Here is an 18,823-nt window from a genome sequence, read left to right as displayed (position 1 = left end):
ATATAAATAAAAGGGGAAAAATGAAAAAAATTATTGTTGCGAATTGAAAAATGAATAAAACTTTCGAAGAAAGTGCTCAATGATTAGTAGAATTTAACAAAAAATTTAAAAAGCGTATTAAACTAGATAAACAATATCGTGAAGCAGTTTTTTCAAATGAATTTGGTATTGCGATGCCGCCAATTAATTTAGCAGCCCATGTAGCATTCAATAAAGAAAAACAATTACTATTAGTTGGTCAAGATGTTTCCGCATTTTATTCAGGAGCATATACCGGTGATGTTTCAGCTGAAATGTTAAGTGAATTTAATATTAAATATGTAATCGTTGGGCATTCAGAACGTAGAAAATATCACCACGAAACTTCTAGCGATGTTAATTTAAAAGCTAAAGCAGCGTTAGAATATGGAATTACACCGTTGATATGTTTTGGTGAATCGTTAGAAGAATATCAACAAGGTCGATCTAAAGAGGTTGTTAAGCAAAAAATTATGGAATCTTCTAGAGATCTAGACTTTAGTAAAGTAATTATTTCGTATGAACCTATTTGAGCACTAGGTACAGGACACAGTGCAACACCAGAATTTTTACACGAAATGGCTGATTATATCCGCTCAATCACTTCACCTCAAGCCCGTATAATTTATGGTGGTTCGGTAAATGCTAAAAACATTAAAGAATTAGCAAAAATTAAAGAAATTAATGGTTTTTTAATTGGTAAGGCTACTTTAGACATTGATACGTTTTTAGAAGTTATAGCCGTAGAATAAAAATTTAAAAGAATTGAAAATATAAAAATGTGTTATCAATTCTTTTATTTTTGTTTTTTATAACAAAAAACTATATTAATTTTTTGCGAAATTGATAAATTTAATTTAATCAAATCAAAAAGGAGTCAATATGAAAAAAACAATAAAAGATATTGAATTAAAAAACAAAAACGTGACAATAAGAGTGGATTTTAATGTGCCAATTAAAAATGGTATTATTCAATCAAATGAACGAATTGTAGCAGCATTAGACACGATTCAATATGCTCTAAAAAACGGTGCTAAAGTAATTTTACTTTCACATTTATCACGAGTAAAGAACAATAATGATCTAAACACCAAATCACTTTTACCTGTTGCTAATGAGTTAGCAAGATTATTAAACAAAAAAGTTCATTTTAGTAATTCATCAAGTGGTTCAAATTTACACCAAGCAGTTAAAAATTTAAATTTTGGTGAAATATTACTGGTTGAAAACACTAGATTTCAAGATTTAAATGATAAAGCCGAAAGTAAAAACGCACCTTGATTGGCACAACAATGAGCCCAATTCAGTGATGTGTTTATTAATGAAGCATTTGCCACAGCTCATCGTGAGCACGCTTCAAATGTAGGAATTAGTTCAAGAGTAAAAGAATCGGGGATTGGTTTATTGATTGAAAAAGAATTAAACGCCTTTGATCTAGCTTTTGCTAATGAATATTGTCCATTTGTAGCAGTTGTAGGTGGAGCAAAAGTTAAAGATAAGATTTCATATTTAACCAAATTAAGTCAAAAAGCAGATAAAATTTTAATTGGCGGCGCAATGGCATATACTTTTTTAAAGGCCCAAGGTTTTGAAGTTGCTAATTCACTAGTTGAAGATGATCAATTAGATTTTGCTACAAATTTAATGCAAGCATCCACAGCAAAAATTGTTTTACCACTTGATAATGCCAGTGTCACAAGTTTTGTTGATGTTGAGTGAGTATATTCGCTTGATCAAAATGTAGCTTTAGGCCGCGAAGGCATTGATATAGGACCTAAAACTGTTGAATTATTTAAGCGTGAATTACAAGACGCTAAATTAATTTATTGAAATGGACCATTAGGTGTTTTTGAAAAAGATTTTGGTTCATTCGGAACTCGTGAAATAGGTTTATTTATTGCTCAATCTAATGCATATTCAATTATTGGTGGTGGCGATACAATATCAGCGAGTGAAAAATTTAATTTTAAACACCAAATAAATCATGTATCAACAGGTGGAGGTGCAAGTCAGCAATATCTTTTAGAGCGTTATTTACCGGCTATTGAATCAATTCAAGATAAATAATTATATTTAGCGTTTAAATTAAAAATATAAAAATTAGGCCATAGCCTAATTATTTGTTTAAATTATTGTATTTTAAATTTAGTTATTTGTTAACTGTTGCGCATAAGTTTGAGCATATTCGCCCATTATTAATGTTATTTTATTTGAAGACATAAAAACACCACTAGCGAGTTTATTATTCATAATTTGATTAGCTTTCACTAAATCTTTTTTATCAACAACAATAAAAAGTCTTGAACCACTGGCGCTAACATCACTTATATTTTGTTTTCCCCCTAATAGACTTATTAACTCATCAACTTTATTTTGTGAGAGTGTAATTTGTTGTTTGCCGGTTAAAATTTGCTGGTGTTTTTTATTTTTTAAATATCAATATAATCAGCAAAAACCAAGTGTAAATATTGTTAAAATAACAACAAGGAATTTATCTTTTTTTGTCATATATTTATTATACTAATATTAATTTTTATACGCAATAACTAAATTTTTTTATTATTTTATATAATTAAACCGTATTTTTGGAGGTTAATATGAGCAAATTACGCTTGATTAGTGGAATTAAACCAACGGGTGATTTAACGTTAGGTAATTATATAGGGGCATTAAAAAATTTTGTTAAAATGCAAGACGATTATGATGCATATTATTTTGTGGCTGATTTACACGCTTTAACAACAGGCGGTGTGGATTCAAAACAAAATAAACAAGCACGCGAAGAAATAGTAGCAATGTATTTAGCATGTGGTTTAGACCCTCAAAAAAGCACTATTTTTTATCAATCGGATATCTACGAACACGCATATGCTCAATGATTAATGACTTCTGAAGTATCTTTAGGCGAATTAAACCGAATGACACAATTTAAAGATAAAGCTCAAAAATTAATTAAGCAAGATAATGGCACAGAAAAAATTCCGGTTGGTTTATTAATGTATCCTGTTTTAATGGCAGCAGATATTTTAATTTATAACGCAGATGTAGTTCCTATTGGTGAAGATCAAAAACAACATATGGAATTAACTAAAATTATTGCTCAAAGACTGAATAAAAGATACAAAACTGCGTTTAAATTACCTAAAGGCATAATTCCACCTGTAGGTGCCCGCATTAAATCTTTAAGCAATCCCGAATTAAAGATGTCTAAAAGTGATAAATCAGTAAACGGCACAATATATTTACACGACGATCCTGAACTTGCTTATAAAAAAATTATGAAAGCTGTCACAGATTCAGAAAACAAAGTTTATATCGCAGATCATAAACACGGTATCTTAAATTTACTAAATATTTACGCATCACTTTCGGACATTACACTTGAACAAGCACAAGAAAAATTTAAAAACGCTAATTACGCTGAATTTAAAACTGCAGTGGCACAAATAGTTAAAGATGAATTGATTAAAATTCAACAAAATTACACACACGCAAAACAAAATATAGACAAAATAATTGAACAAGGTGCTTTAAAAGCTAAAGCGATTTGCGAACCTATTGTGGCTGATTTAGCTAATAAAATGGGTTTTAACTAGAGGTATATATGAAAATTAAAGCAAATAAATTATTAAATCATACTTGCTCACATTTATTAGGAGCAGCTGTTGAAAAATTATATCCACAAGTAAAATTGGGTTTTGGCCCAGCAACAGAAGAGGGATTTTATTATGATTTTGAATTCCAAGACACTATTAGTGAATCGGAATTAAATAAAATTGAAAAATTAATGAAAAAATTAGCAAGTCGTAATTTAGTGACAGTCCAAATAGATGAAAAAGACTTTGATTTTAGCAATAAACCGTATAAAAAAGAACTTTATGATGAATTAAAACAAAAAGGTGAAAAAATTACTTTTTATGCACTCCAAGATCCCCTAAATCATGAATTAGTTTTTAAAGATTTATGCGCTGGAGGCCATGTTGAAAGTACTAAAAATCTTAAAAATTTTAAATTGCTATCTTTAGCCGGTGCTTATTGAAGAGGTGATTCTAATAATATCCAACTAACTCGCATTTATGGCACAGCCTGAGAAAGCAAAGAAGAATTAGACACTTATTTAGAGTTGTTAAAAGAACGTAAAGAAAGAGATCATCGTAAAATTGCTAAAGAAATGAAAATTTTTACTACTCATCCACTGAGTGGTCAAGGTTTCCCGATTTGATTAGAAGATGGCATGCATATTCATAATGAAATTCGTAATTTAGTGTTAAAAATGGATAGAAAATACGGATTTGTGGAAGTTTTAACACCTCATTTTGGCAATGAAGAATTGTATAAAATTTCAGGACATTTAGCCCATTATAAAGATGATATGTTTGCGCCTTTAATTGTTGAAAAAGAACGCTTAATTCCTCGTCCAATGACATGTCCACATCACAACCTTTGTTACAGTTTAGAAAAAAGATCATATCGCGACTTGCCAATAAGATTTTCAGAGCAATCACAACTTTATCGTTATGAAAAATCTGGTGCTTTAACTGGTTTAGAGCGAGTGCGGGCAATGTTATTAACTGAAGGTCATTTATACGTTAGAGAAGACCAAATTTTTGCTGAAATTATTCATATGTATCGCCAAATTGAAGAAACACTAAAAATTTTTAAAACCCAAATTAGTTTCATTTCGCTTTCTTTAAGAGATCCAAATGATAAACAAAAATATTTTAATGATGAACAAATGTGAATTAAGAGTGAAAAAATACTTAAAGATGCTCTTGATTCATTAAATGTTTCGTATGAAACTATACCTGGCGAAGCAGCATTTTATGGTCCTAAAATTGATATTCAAATCCACACCGCATTGGGCCACGAAGTAACAGTTGCTACAATTCAACTTGACTTTTTACAACCAATGAAATTTGATTTAAAATACACTAATAATGATGGTAATGAAATTCGTCCTGTAATGATTCATCGTGGTTTGATTGGTACTTATGAACGTTTTGTTGCAATTTTGCTTGAACAAACAAAAGGAGTTTTACCTTTTTGATTAGCTCCTAAACAAATCACTGTTATTCCAGTAAATTTAGAACAAAATTTAAGTTATGCTAAAAAAATAAATGATGAATTATTTGCTCATAATTTTAGAGTAAAATTAGACGATCGTGATGAAAGATTAAATAAAAAAATCCGTGAAGCTCAAATATCTAAATCTAAATTTCAAGTAATTTTAGGTCAACAAGAAATTAACGACAATACAATTTCATATCGTAAATACGGTGAAGAAAAAACTTATACAACTAAATTAGAAGAATTCATTTCAATGCTAAATAATCTTAAAGCCCATTATGAATAAATATGCATCTTTGCGCGCTATTTTTTATATCGCAGCAAGTATTGTTTTACCACTATTAATTATTTGATTATTTGCTACTAAAGATTTTAATAATCAACTTATTCATAACCAAAATATTATTATTTTTGTACCTATTTCAATATTTTTAGTTGGACTAACAATAAATATAATTTTAATAAAATTTAGTATTTTAAATCTTAAATCATTAAATTTTTCATTTCCCATAGCAATTTTATTTTTGAGTATAATTTTATTGTCTTTAACCTCATTGGCAATTTTTTGAAAATTTTTGATAGCTATTGCAATTGTAATCCCATCAACGTTAATAACTAATATAATTACTGGTAAAATTGAAGATTTTGTAGAAAATAAACATAAAATTAAACCTCAAAATAAGGTTTAATTTTAATTTTGCTTTTATTTTTTATGTTTCCCAGTTTAAGTATTAAAAACAAAATTGATTTTTTGCTTTTAATTAAATTATTTATGAATAAAACAATTTAAAAATGTATCTAATTATGATTGAAAACCGAAAGTTTAGGACATATTAATTTAAATGTGTTAACTTTAACATTGCAAGAATTAAATTTATTGTTTATAAAAGAATTTTTGTGCGAAAATTTAATGTGTTATTATTAAGTTATATTTTAATATTAATAAATTTAAGGAGTGAAATGTTAAAAGTTATTGAACATCCATTAATCTCAATTAAATTAACAAATATGCGAGATAAAAATGCTGATCATTTTGTGTTTCGTCAAAATTTAAACGAAATTACAGCATTAATGGTTTACGAAATAATGCGTGAGTATCAAACAAAAAGTAAAAGTGTTATAACTTCATTAAATAAAGAATTTATTGGTCAAACTTATGATAAAGAAATTGTCATTGTCCCAATATTAAGAGCTGGTTTAGGAATGACTGAAGGTTTATTACAATTAATGCCAACAGCAAGAGTTGGACATATTGGCTTATATAGAGACGAAATTACACACCAGCCTCAAACTTATTTTTATAAAATGCCCGAAGTTGCCAAAGATAGTTATGTTATTGTAGTTGATCCAATGTTAGCAACAGGAGGTTCTGCTGTTGATGCGATTGAAAAATTACGCTCGGATGGCTTTAGTAATATTCAACTTTTATGTTTAGTAGGAGTTCAAGAAGGAGTTGAACGAGTAAGTAAACATTTTGGTGATGAATTTAAAATTTATTTAGCTGCTTTAGACCCTTATTTAAATCAAAATAAATATATAGAGCCTGGTTTAGGTGATGCAGGCGATCGCATTTATGGGACAAAATAATGCATTATAATTCTAAAAGAGTAATTTTTAAAATTGTTTTAAGTGGATTATTTTTGGCTTTAGCGATCGTTAGTGATTTTGTTGGTTCGTTTTTAGCGTTTAATTCTTTTTTAAAATTTAATTTTTCACTAGTTTTTTCTTTAGCAGCATTTCGGTTTTTAGGTTTTGGTTGAGGTTTAATAGTTTTAGGTGGTATATTTAGCATTGGTCCTTCATATTCAGCACTAGGCTATGAACCAGCAGGTTTATTAGGTCACGCGATGCTTATAATTTCGCAATTTAGTTTTATTTTATTTTATTTATTGTTTTTTAAAATTTTTAGTAAAGAATTCAATCAACAAAATAGCATTAAAAAAGAAATATATACAAATTTAGTTGCGTTTAGTATCGCTACAGTTTTAGCAAGCATTGTTTTAACCTTGATTAATATTTTTATAGCTACTCCACTTTTTTTCTTTTTATTTAAATATTTACCAGATGCGAGTTTTTTAAGTTTATATAAAACTTATGACGCTAATTTTAAACCATTTTTTTTCTTTATACCTAATTACTTTTTAGGAGCCAGCGTTGTGTTTATGAGTTTTAATTTGGCGAATTACTTAATAAATTCAATATTTTTATTTTCAATATTTACTACAATTAATCGCAGTAATTTCAAACATTATTTCACTAATTAAAATACAAAGGATATTCCATGATAAAAAAATTTAATTATAACCAACATGATATTGAATTAAAATGGCAAAAATATTGAGACAATACACAATATTCAATTCCATCTGATGATTTTAACTTACCCAAAAAATATATTTTAAGTATGTTTCCGTATCCATCAGGCAATATTCATATGGGACATGTAAGAAACTATTCTATTAGCGATGTATTAGCCCGTTATTATCGTCGTAAAGGTTTTAACGTTTTGCATCCTTTTGGCTGGGATGCTTTTGGTTTGCCAGCAGAAAACGCTGCGATTAAAAATGGTATTCACCCCAAAAAATGAACTTACGAAAATATTGCCAAAATGAATCCACAATTAAAAAGATTAGGAATTTCATTTGCTTGAGGAGATCATGAAGTAATTACCAGTGATATTCAATATACAAAATGAGAACAAATGTTGTTTATCGAAATGTGACAAAAAGGTCTAGTCTATCGCAAAAAATCACCACTAAATTGGTGTGAAAATGACCAAACAGTGTTGGCTAACGAACAAGTTATCAATGGTTTTTGTTGGCGCTGTGACCAAAAAGTTGTTCAAAAAGAAATGGAACAATATTTTTTAAAAATTCGAGATTATGCCGATGAATTGCAAAGTGATCTAGATTCACTTAAAACTCATTGACCTGAAAAAGTTTTAACAATGCAAAAAAGATGAATTGGTTTAGAGCGCGGTTATAAAACCAATTTCGATATCATTGCTAATGAGAAAAAAATTGATACAATTAGTGTTTTTGTTAAAGATATTCAACAATTAAAAACTTTCAATTTTTTAGCTCTTTCGGCTACACACCCTTTAATACAAAAACTAATAAAATTAGGTTTAATTACTCAACAAAATATTGATTTTATTGAAAAAATTAAATCAAATGCAAGTGCTAAAGATTTTTCACAACGATTATGCTTAAAACTTGATGTAAAAGCAATTTCTAATCTAAATACGCATAAATATCAAGTTGTTGTTAGTGATTTTGCATCTGTTGGAGGAGGTGATCGTTATATATTAGTTGACGTCAATAAATCAAAAACACACCAACAATTTGCTCTAAAAAATAATTTAATTATTGAGCAAAATGAATTTGATATTAATATTAACAATTTACAAAAAGATACACAAATGAATTTAAAAGATTGAGGTATTTCTCGTCAAAGATATTGAGGAGCGCCTATTCCAATGATTCATTGTGAGCGTTGTGGTGTAATTCCTGAATTAATTGAAAATTTACCTGTTGCTTTACCTGATGATGTAGATTTTACTAAACCCGGCAATCCTTTACAAACTAATCAAAAATGACTAAATATTAAGTGTTATCAATGTGGCTCTAAAGCTAGACGTGAAACTGATACTTTTGACACCTTTTTTGAATCTAGTTGATACTTTTTAAGATACACTGTACCACCTAAATTACGCAATAAGTTAGCAATTGATTCTATTTCTTCAAGATATTGAAACCAAGTTGACGAATATATCGGTGGTATTGAACATGCAATCTTACACTTGTTATATGCTCGCTTTTTTAACAAAGTTTTAGCTGATCTAGGTTATATTGATTTTAGAGAACCGTTTGCTAATTTATTAACTCAAGGTATGGTGCTCAAAGACGGTGCTAAAATGTCAAAATCAAAAGGCAATATTGTTAGTCCTAATGAAGCAATTGCCCAATATAACGCTGATACTTTAAGATTATTTATTTTATTTGCGGCTCCACCTGAAAAAGAATTAGAATGGTCAACATCAGGTATTGAAGGAAGCAATAAATTTATTCAAAAATTAATTGAAAAGGCGTCAAAATTGAATGTAGTTAAATTTGATAACATTGATTTAGACCAATTAAATGAAGACGAAAAATTAGCTCGCCGCAAATTATATTTGGGTCTAAAAAAGCAAGAAGAAATATTTAATGATCGCCGCAATAATTATTCATTTAATACTTTAATAGCTTGATGTATGGAAACTACCAACGCTTACGAAAAAATTAATAATGATCAATTAAATACTGAATTTTTTTACGTAACACTTAATTTATTAGAACCTTTTATTCCACATTTAGCTTGAGAATTATCTTCGCGCTTTTTTGAATTAAAAAATTTATATGATTTTACAATTGACCAAAGAGCCCTTGAATTAGAGTGCATTAATTATGGAGTTACAATTAATGGCAAAATGCGAGCTCAAATTAGTGTAGATAAACAACATAACACAAAAGATAATGTTATTGCTTTGGCTAAATCACATGTTGTGAATTGATTAAAAGATGCCGAAATAATAAATATAATTTTTGTGCCAAATAAAATAGTAAACATAGTTATAAAGGCTAAGTAGCCTTTTTTATATATATTTAATAATTAATAATTTTGTTTATTTTTAGCACTCGCACTTCCATTGTGCTAAAATATATATTGATAAAACGAAAGAGGTAAAAATGAAAGAAAAATTTTTAGTTACTAGATTAGGTTATTCTGATTTATCTAATAATGTAATTTATGGCCACGAAGTTAGAATAATTGATTTAGTGCCCTATGGTCCAATTTGAACTGACGAATATTTGAGTCAATTGCAAAATAAAATTAATAATCAAGGCAATGAAGAAGAAAATGATGTTGATGTTTTAGAATCCTCAACTCGCAAAAACGAATATTTGGTATTAGCCTATCACGTTGTAAATTTAGATTTAATTCAACAACAACAAGTCACACCGTATGAAAATATAACTGCTGCTGATATTGAACCATTTGTAACTTTTGCTCGCATTAAAAAAGTAATTAAAAAAGACAATGGCACTTGGTCACTAGTTTTAGCCGGTATTAGTAGACATATTTGAAAAGATATGTACAACGCAGAAGGCAAAAAAACTAAATTATTAAGTGAAGCGGTTTCAATGCAAACTACTAAAGTTTCATATAACGATGATGTTGATCAATATGTTGAAGCCACAGCAATGCTAACTCACATTGAAGAAGCTGTAACTCAACTAGCCCAAACACCTTTATGAGCTAAAATTACATATTCAATTATTGCTAATAGTCCTTATTCGTCGATTAACGCAAATACAGACAAAAAAATATTAAGCGAGTATGAAGCAAATATGAGTTTTTCATCCTTAATTGATGTTGTGTCATCAATTTCATATTTTAGTGGGGTGGATAGTTTAACTAAACTAAAAATGTTAAGTAGCGAAAATATTGAAGAAGCGATTAAATTAATATCTAATTTTATTCGTAGATTTTACTTTATTAAAGATCTTTCACCAAAAGAAAAAAAACAATTTGAAGATATTAAATTATTTAATGATCTAATTGGCAAAAGAAAAATGCCTAAAGAATTAGAAGATAATTCAATACAACTACTTCCTACAAAATCTCAAAAACCAACAGTTACAAAATATTCAATCGAAGATGAAATTAACGAAAAAGTAAAAGATAATTTAGAAAAACAACAACGCGAATATTTATTAAAAGAAAAACTAAAATCAATTAAAGAAATTTTACAATTAGAAGATTTAGATCCCGAAGAAGAAGAATCTGAATATTCAAAAACAATGCGTGACGATAAAAAAGCTAAAATGTTTCCTAATTCAGTCACAAAATTGATTAAAAATGAAACTTCTAAATTAAAAGGGATGATGTCGGGCACTCCAGATGCTAATATCACCGGCACATACATAAAAACTTTAAAATCTTTACCTTGAAGAAAAGTTGAAATTGAAACACTTGATATTAAAAAAGCGAGAGAAATTTTAGATAAAAATCACTATGGTTTAGGGGAAGTTAAAGAAAGAATTATTGAATATCTATCTTTAATTATTAATCATAAAAACCAAGTTAGCAAAAATAAAAACGCTACGCTATTAGATTTTGATAAAGAACACCAAATTGATTTAGAATTATTTAAAGAAAATCAAGAAAAAACGACTAAAATTCAAAAAAATTTCAATAATGTACCTATTTTAACTTTGGTTGGCCCACCTGGAACCGGTAAAACTTCACTGGCCCGTGCAATTGCAGAAGCGTTAAATAAAAGTTATATTAAAATTTCATTAGGTGGAGTTCATGATGAAAGTGAAATTAGAGGACATAGAAGAACTTATGTTGGTTCAATGCCGGGTAAAATTATTAAAGCATTGCAAAAAACCGGTGTATCTAATCCATTGATTTTACTAGATGAAATTGATAAAATGTCTTCAGATTATAAAGGCGATCCTTCTTCGGCAATGCTTGAAGTTTTAGACCCAGAGCAAAACACTAAATTTCAAGACAATTATTTAGAACATGAATACGACTTATCCAAAGTAATGTTTATTGCCACAGCAAATTATTACGAAAATATTCCAGCTCCATTATTAGATAGAGTAGAAATAATTGAATTAAATTCATATACAACCAGCGAAAAAATTAAAATAGCACGCGAACATTTAATTGAAACTTCACTTCGCCAAGCACATTTAAATTCAGAACAATTCCAAATTGAAGATGATGTTATTGAAGCAATTATTAAAAATTATACAGCTGAGGCTGGTGTGCGCGGTCTTAAGCGTCAATTTGATAAATTAGCACGCAAAATTGTTACACGTATAGTTTCAGGCGAAAAAATTGAAACATTTAAAATTGATAAACAAGTAGCGTTTGAATTGTTAGGCACGCCTCGATTTAGCGAAAAAGACCAAGTAGCTGAACCTCAAGTTGGAGTTGTTAATGGTTTAGCATACACATCAATAGGTGGAAGCACTTTACAAATTGAAGTAAGCGCGTATCCTAGCAAAAACGGTGGTTTCAAATTAACCGGTTCATTAAAAGATGTCATGAAAGAATCGGCCGCAATTGCGTATTCTTACGTTCGATCAAATGCACAAAAATTTGATATTGATTTTAATTTTGAAGAAAATGAAGTTCACATCCATGTGCCTGAAGGAGCAGTGCCTAAAGATGGCCCAAGTGCTGGTGTTACTTTTACAACTGCACTAGTTTCTGCTTTAAGCAATAAAGCAGTTAAACAAGATGTGGCAATGACGGGTGAAATTACTTTACGTGGACGTGTTTTAGAAATTGGTGGTTTAAAAGAAAAGTCATTTGCCGCCTATAAAAAAGGTGTTACAACTGTTTTTATTCCTAAAGCAAACCAAAAAAACTTAAAAGATATCGCTCAAGAAGTTAAAGATGCAATTAAATTCATTCCAGTTGAAAATTATGATGAAATTTACGAAGTTTTATTCAAATAAGGAGAAATAAATGAAATATGAAATAAAAGATGATTTATTTAAATCTGTTAACGCTCAGTGATTAGAGCAAACTGAAATTCCAGCTGATCGTACTTCAATTGGTGAATTTGCAATGTTAGACATTGAAAATGAAAAAATTGTTGCTCGCCTAGCAAAACAATTAGTCACCAAAGATGATAAAGGCGAATTAGTAGATCAAAATTTACAAAATTTTGCCCGTTTTTATAAATTAACCAAAAATATCGAGCAAAGAAATCAGGATGGAATTGAACCTTTAAAACCATATTTAAATGAAATTTTAAATATTCAAAATTTAGATGAATTAAAGGCTAAATACGTTGAATTTTTACTTAAAGATTACCCTTTACCAATTGATTTTTCAGTTGAGAGTGATTTTTTAAATTCACAAAAACAAACTTTATATGCCGGTATTGCTCATCACATTTTGCCTGATAAAGCTCATTATGAAAATGAAGAAATTAAAACTAAATTTTTAACTTCATTTAAAAAAATGGCAAAAAAACTACTAACTCCATATATAGATGATTTTAAATTAGTTAATAAATTGATTAAACTTTGTCTTCAATATGATGAATTAATTGCCAAATATTCTTTAACTTCGCTACAAAAAGTTAAATATACCGAATTATATAAACCGTATAAATTTAATCGTATTGCTAACCGAACAAAAAACTTTGATTTTAATTATGTAGTTAGTTCGATTATCAATAAAAAAGTTGATGAAATAGTTTTTAGTGATGATAATTTTGCTCTTAATATTGATAAATTATTTAACGAAAAACATTTTGATAAAATAATTGCTTGAATTGCAATTAAATTTATTATTCATTTTTCAAAATATCTAGACGAAAAAACCAGAACACAAGCTTCACAATATGCTTTAAGTATTAGTGGCCAAGCGCGTGTAGCGAATAGACACAAACACGCACTTAAATTAGCCTTGAATTATTTTAATATACCAGTTGGTACACATTATGGTAAAAAATATTTAGGTGCCAAAGCTAAAAAAAATATAGAAAAAATGGTCCAAAATATGATTCAAGTTTACAAAAATAACCTTGAAAATAACACATGATTAAGTAAACAAACAATTCAAAAAGCAATCACAAAATTAAACGCATTAGGCGTTCATATTGGATATCCTAAAGAATTACGGCCATATTATAAAGACTTAGTTCTAACATCAGATTCAATCATTGAAAATGTTTTTAATTTTAATAAAACTTATGCACAATATAAATTTGCTCAATATTTAGAACCAATTAATAAAAATTATTGAGGAATGTCGCCGGCTACTGTTAATGCTTATTATCATCCGATGTATAATCATATTGTTTTTCCAGCTGCAATTTTAAATGGAGCTTTTTATTCAATTAACAACACTTCTTCACAAAATTATGGTGGAATTGGAGCAGTAATTGCCCATGAAATTTCACATGCTTTTGATAACAATGGTGCTAATTTTGATGAAAATGGTAATTTAAACATGTGATGAACTCCCGAAGATTTTGAAAAATTTGCTCAAAAAACCAAAGCAATGATTGAATTATTCGATGGTGTGCAAACTGATTATGGTAAATGCAATGGAACTTTAACAGTAAGTGAAAACATCGCAGATGCTGGTGGAGTCGAGAGTGCTATTACAGCTGCCAAAATGGAAAAAGATTACAATGCCCAAGAGTTTTTTATTAACTGAGCACGAGTATGAAAAGCAAAATATCAACCTTTAACCGCACAAAGACTATTAGAAAGTGATCCACATGCCCCAACAAATTTAAGAGCTAATATTCAAGCAAGTAATAGAGAAGAATTTGTTGAAGCTTTTGGGGTTAAAGAAGGCGATGGAATGTTTATTCCATCTCATAAACGTGTAAAAATTTGATAACTAACAAGATATTTAACTAACTATTGAGTTAGTTTTTTATTTAGCCATTTAGTTATTTGCTAATCAAGATAACATTTTAATTTCAGAAGTTTTTTAGACAATTTAACAATTTTAGCACCTTTTGCTTCCGTTATATATATATATATATATAATTCTTCATGTTATAAGTGATACAGAAAGAAGCAAATGACTAAGAAAAAAATAATTGTATGAGCATTATATGATGATGCAGAAAGTTCATATAAAAATAGCATAAAACATTTTAACGAAAATGATAAATCTATTGAAACAGAAGTTCATTCTATAGGCATAAATAATGTTAAATTTGACAAAAGTGAATCATATTTTTATCATAGAATTGATTTATCATTAACGAATTTTGAACTTTTTGAACAATTAGATTTTTTACCTAAACCGGATATTATTTTAGCTTCACCTCCTTGTGAATCTTGAAGTAGAGCTGATTGTGATGGGAGAATGTTTAGAACTCTAGATAACCAAGGAAATTGAGTAGTAAAAAATCACGATTACTATGTAGAGTATAACAAAAAAAGTCATCCTAATAAAAGACGTTTTTTTGAACAAAAGGAAAAATCAAGACTTATAGGGGAGGCGACAATAGGGGCTACAATTATGATAATTAAACATTTTAAACCTAAAGTGTGAGTTATAGAAAACCCTAAAACGTCAAAAAGTTGAGATTTTCAAAAAAATCATTGATCTTTTGAAGGTTTAATGAATTTAACTTATTATGCTTCATATGATGAAAATTTTAGTTTAAAACCAACTATTTTTAAATCAAATATAGAGTTAAATTTAAAGAAAAATAGACCCTCAAAAACAAATTCAAATCATATGGCAAAAGGCTCATATTCGCTACGTAGTGCTATCCCATTAAATTTGATTAATGATATTATGATACATTGTGTCGAATATATAAATAAATTTGAGGAGATTAAAAATGGAAAAAAATAAAATTAATTTTGCAAATGAATTACATCAAAATGGGTATTTAACTAATTGAAACATTGGAACATCCACTGATGGTTATTTTGAAAAATTCATAAGTTGAGCTAGCAATAATGAATTAGTGCAAAAAATGTTGCAAAAAGATAATTTTAATATTAGAATTTTGAAAAAAACAGAACAATATTCAATAGCATTATTTGATGTTGATGATAATGTTACTGTTTATAGTTCAAACGGTAAAAAAAATAGATATAGTGAAGCTACATATTCACAATGTTTTAGAGTACTAGACTATCTTGGTTTTGGAGAATATAATAAGAATAATAAAATATTTGTTTTTAACAAAGACAAGTTACTTGAATTAAATCGCATAAATGAAATAAATCAAAAAAATTACACTGTTGTTAAATGAATTAGCGAATCACTTCAAGAAATTGCGCAAGATTATAACGATAAAATATCAATATTTTCTTCCAATAACCAAATAGAATTAAAACCAATATCAGGTTCGCCAAAATTTACAGTTTATATTAGTTTTTTAAAGGACTATATTTTAGAACAAATAAATAATAACAAAAATCAAGATGAGGATAATAATTTTGATTATTTAGCTTACTCAACTATTGCTAATTCAATTAAGAAAAAAAGAAATTCTAATACTAAAACCAATCTAGAACAATATTTTTATACAAAAAAATTTGCTAACACAATTAACAAATTAATAAATACTAATAGTGATGAAATAACCACTGCACAGTCAACGATGGCAAAAAAACTAATTCAAAATTTTAATGAAAGTGTTGAATTTTTAAAAAAAATTATTTATGTAACAACCAATGAAATATATGATGTTGTTTATGAACCATTTGACAAAAACATAGAAAAATATCATAATGATAAACAAAAATGATTGACATATTTTCAAGATTCAAAAAACTGAGCTAAAAATGTAAATTCTTCTGTTATAAGCATTAAGGAACTATTTAACAGCATTGTTGGTATTGAAGGAGATGACCATAATAATGGAATTATTTATCAAATTCCTATTTTTCAACGAGAATACAAATGACCGTTGACTCTTGTATTTTCCTTATTAGAAAATATTGCTTCAAATGTAAATGGTTTTGTTTTTTTAAATACGATTATTTTAACCGAAAAAAGAGATTTTAATAGTAATACTAAATGTTATAACGTTGTAGATGGACAACAAAGAATTTTTAGTTTAATTCTTATCAGTTTAGCCATTATTAAATATAAATTTTCGCAAAATTTACCTATTGATAATAATATGCTTAATTTAATGCAAAAATCAAATAACGAATATAAAATAGAAAAATATTTTAAAAACGTTGAAAACCGTAGTGATTATCAGATTTTAATTGACTTTATTAAATCCAAAAGAAATAATATTGATCTAAATTCACAACAAAATAAAATTGATAATTACTTAATTAAAATAGTTGAATATATTCATAATAACACAATTAAAAATAAAAATTATATTGAAAATCTTGAACAAAATTTATTGTATCACACTGGAATAAACCGGGTTATTTTATCAAATGTAGATGAAAATGATGTTTTTTTGAATTTAAACAAAAATTCTTTACCTTTAAATGCTTTAGATTTATTTAAATCGTATTTATATTCAATCGCCATAGATAAATGTAAATTAGAAGGTGAAAATGAAATTAAAAATTTTATTAATCCTTTACTAAAGGAATTTAAAATTTTTTACACCGAAAAAAAAGATAATCAAAGCTTACTTTATGAATTTTCTAGTAAATTGTTTTTTCATTTAATTGGGTATGAAAGTGCTAAAAAAACAAAAAACGACGCCAATATTTATCTTAATTTAAAAAATTCACTTGATCATTTAATTGAAAAAGAAGCAGCTAATAAAGACGAAATTAATCGTGATGTTATTCAAGCAGTTTTTGATGAAATGATAGAGTTAATTCATCAATGGCAATTCATTAATTCAGGAAAAAATCAAACAAATTGTAAATATTCATTTAAACACGGCAAAAACTTTAATGATTCATATTTGTGGCATGCAATTTATGGAGCAACCTATGGATTTTCACTTAATATACCTGTAAATATTATTTGAAAATTGTTAGAAAAATATTATCAAAAGGGAGTATTTAACAAAAATAACTTTAAAGGAGAAGAACTAAAACAAAAATATAAATTAGTTAATGAACTAATGCAATATCTTAAAGAATTGGAAAGAGCTATTGTTCTTTGAAAAATAATTACTTTTAAAGGCGATTCACAAACAAAAAAAGCTTTTAAAATTGCTTCAAAAATAGAAAATAATGAAAATAGTTATAAATCAATTGAAGAATTTATTGATGATTTAGAAGTCAAAATTATTAATTCAAATATTCGTTTAAGTGATAATCAAATTAAAACTTGTTTTATAAAAAAGATTGATGATCAAGATTTTACCCAAGAATATGACGCATTAAGTGAGAAATTAAAAGACAATAACACAAGAGCTTTTTATTGTATGAGATATCATTTCATCTCGCAAATTAGCAAAAATATCGATTTATTAAAAGACCCAACAACAAATATTTCTATTAATGGTGTTAATAATTTTGATATTAATTTATCACACATACACTACGATCATGATATGCCAGTTAAATTAGAATCTCAATTTAAAGAAATTTTAATAAAACAGCACAAATTTTCAGATGAAAATTACCTACAAAAAGTTCAATTAATTGGAAACGGAAAATTACTTTATTCAACAAAAAATAAATCTAAATCAAATTATGTACCTCGTTTAAGCGACATCGACAAAAATAAAAGCTCATATAGTTCACGTAAATTTTTAATCATAAATGATTATATTGATGAATTTGATCAATGAGAACAAGTTGTGATGAAAGAATCATTAGAAATGTGTAAAACATTGTATAAATATTACACAAACAAATTAGATAAAGATATTTTTGGTGAACATTATCAAAAAAAACAATAAATAATTATATTTTGATATTTAGAAGTTTTAAACTCCAAATTGAATAATTTTAAACAGTAATTTTATTTAAATCAAATTATTAATATCAAATAATTCGATAAAAGAATTTAAATATCATAATCTAAATTTTTTTAAATAAATCAAGCAGATTTATATTTAAAACCAAATTTTTTTAGGAATATACAATACCCGATAAGCTAAAGAAAAATAAGTAATATTGGGAAAAATATAATTTATTTATAAACAAAATTTCATGATTAAATTTGAAATTTTGTTTTTTAAAAGTTTGGGTATAAAGATTTTATTAATTAAAAAAATTATTTTTTGCTTAAGTTACACCAATATAAA

Annotated in this window: 13 protein-coding genes; 12 read left to right on the top strand and 1 reads right to left on the bottom strand. The window is 27.3% G+C overall.

The genetic code is table 4. From position 1 onward, the window contains the following. The first annotated feature begins 20 nt into the window (after positions 1-20). The gene (gene tpiA / locus EG856_RS01185; protein WP_130429317.1) at positions 21-770 is read left to right on the top strand and encodes a triose-phosphate isomerase; all 750 of its coding nucleotides are present in this window, start codon (positions 21-23) and stop codon (positions 768-770) included. 130 nt (positions 771-900) lie between these two features. After that, positions 901-2,085 carry a phosphoglycerate kinase gene (locus EG856_RS01180; RefSeq protein WP_130429316.1) on the top strand — a complete coding sequence of 395 codons (1,185 nt, stop codon included), beginning with the start codon at positions 901-903 and terminating at the stop codon, positions 2,083-2,085. Between the two features lie 78 nt (positions 2,086-2,163). Here EG856_RS01180 and EG856_RS01175 read toward each other — a convergent pair whose 3' ends face one another. After that, complete coding sequence (locus tag EG856_RS01175; RefSeq protein WP_130429315.1) at positions 2,164-2,526, bottom strand: PTS sugar transporter subunit IIA; 363 nt, start codon at positions 2,524-2,526, stop codon at positions 2,164-2,166. Positions 2,527-2,615: 89 nt separating this feature from the next. Between EG856_RS01175 and trpS the strand changes: the two genes are divergently transcribed. The 10 genes from trpS (at position 2,616) to EG856_RS01125 (ending at position 18,475) form a co-directional block, all read left to right on the top strand. Continuing rightward, a complete protein-coding gene (trpS, locus tag EG856_RS01170; protein ID WP_130429314.1) occupies positions 2,616-3,614 on the top strand; it encodes a tryptophan--tRNA ligase in 999 nt (332 codons plus the stop codon). 8 nt (positions 3,615-3,622) lie between these two features. Next, positions 3,623-5,371, top strand: coding sequence for a threonine--tRNA ligase (gene thrS / locus EG856_RS01165; protein ID WP_130429313.1), 1,749 nt, complete (start codon positions 3,623-3,625; stop codon positions 5,369-5,371). Beyond that, entirely contained in the window at positions 5,364-5,774 is a 411-nt protein-coding gene (locus EG856_RS03630) for an MAG3450 family membrane protein (RefSeq protein ID WP_165381415.1), read from the top strand. The genes thrS and EG856_RS03630 overlap by 8 nt, the downstream gene beginning before the upstream one ends. A gap of 271 nt (positions 5,775-6,045) precedes the next feature. Further along, positions 6,046-6,672, top strand: coding sequence for a uracil phosphoribosyltransferase (gene upp / locus EG856_RS01155; protein WP_130429312.1), 627 nt, complete (start codon positions 6,046-6,048; stop codon positions 6,670-6,672). Further along, positions 6,672-7,349, top strand: coding sequence for an MPN527 family putative ECF transporter permease subunit (locus EG856_RS01150; protein WP_130429311.1), 678 nt, complete (start codon positions 6,672-6,674; stop codon positions 7,347-7,349). Before upp ends, EG856_RS01150 begins: the two co-directional genes overlap by 1 nt. 17 nt (positions 7,350-7,366) lie before the next feature. Continuing rightward, a complete protein-coding gene (locus EG856_RS01145) occupies positions 7,367-9,712 on the top strand; it encodes a class I tRNA ligase family protein (RefSeq protein ID WP_130429310.1) in 2,346 nt (781 codons plus the stop codon). A gap of 100 nt (positions 9,713-9,812) precedes the next feature. Next, a complete protein-coding gene (gene lon, locus EG856_RS01140) occupies positions 9,813-12,605 on the top strand; it encodes an endopeptidase La (RefSeq protein ID WP_130429309.1) in 2,793 nt (930 codons plus the stop codon). Positions 12,606-12,615: 10 nt separating this feature from the next. Then, positions 12,616-14,511 carry a M13-type metalloendopeptidase gene (locus EG856_RS01135; protein WP_130429308.1) on the top strand — a complete coding sequence of 632 codons (1,896 nt, stop codon included), beginning with the start codon at positions 12,616-12,618 and terminating at the stop codon, positions 14,509-14,511. Positions 14,512-14,697: 186 nt separating this feature from the next. After that, complete coding sequence (locus EG856_RS01130; protein WP_130429307.1) at positions 14,698-15,486, top strand: class I SAM-dependent methyltransferase; 789 nt, start codon at positions 14,698-14,700, stop codon at positions 15,484-15,486. Further along, complete coding sequence (locus EG856_RS01125; RefSeq protein ID WP_130429306.1) at positions 15,473-18,475, top strand: DUF262 domain-containing protein; 3,003 nt, start codon at positions 15,473-15,475, stop codon at positions 18,473-18,475. The genes EG856_RS01130 and EG856_RS01125 overlap by 14 nt, the downstream gene beginning before the upstream one ends. Positions 18,476-18,823 lie beyond the last annotated feature (348 nt).

It is taken from the genome of Mycoplasmopsis phocirhinis (genome assembly GCF_004216495.1).
GTDB classification, from domain to species: Bacteria; Bacillota_I; Bacilli_A; order Mycoplasmatales; family Metamycoplasmataceae; genus Mycoplasmopsis; species Mycoplasmopsis phocirhinis.
This window is presented reverse-complemented; position numbering and strand designations above follow the sequence as displayed.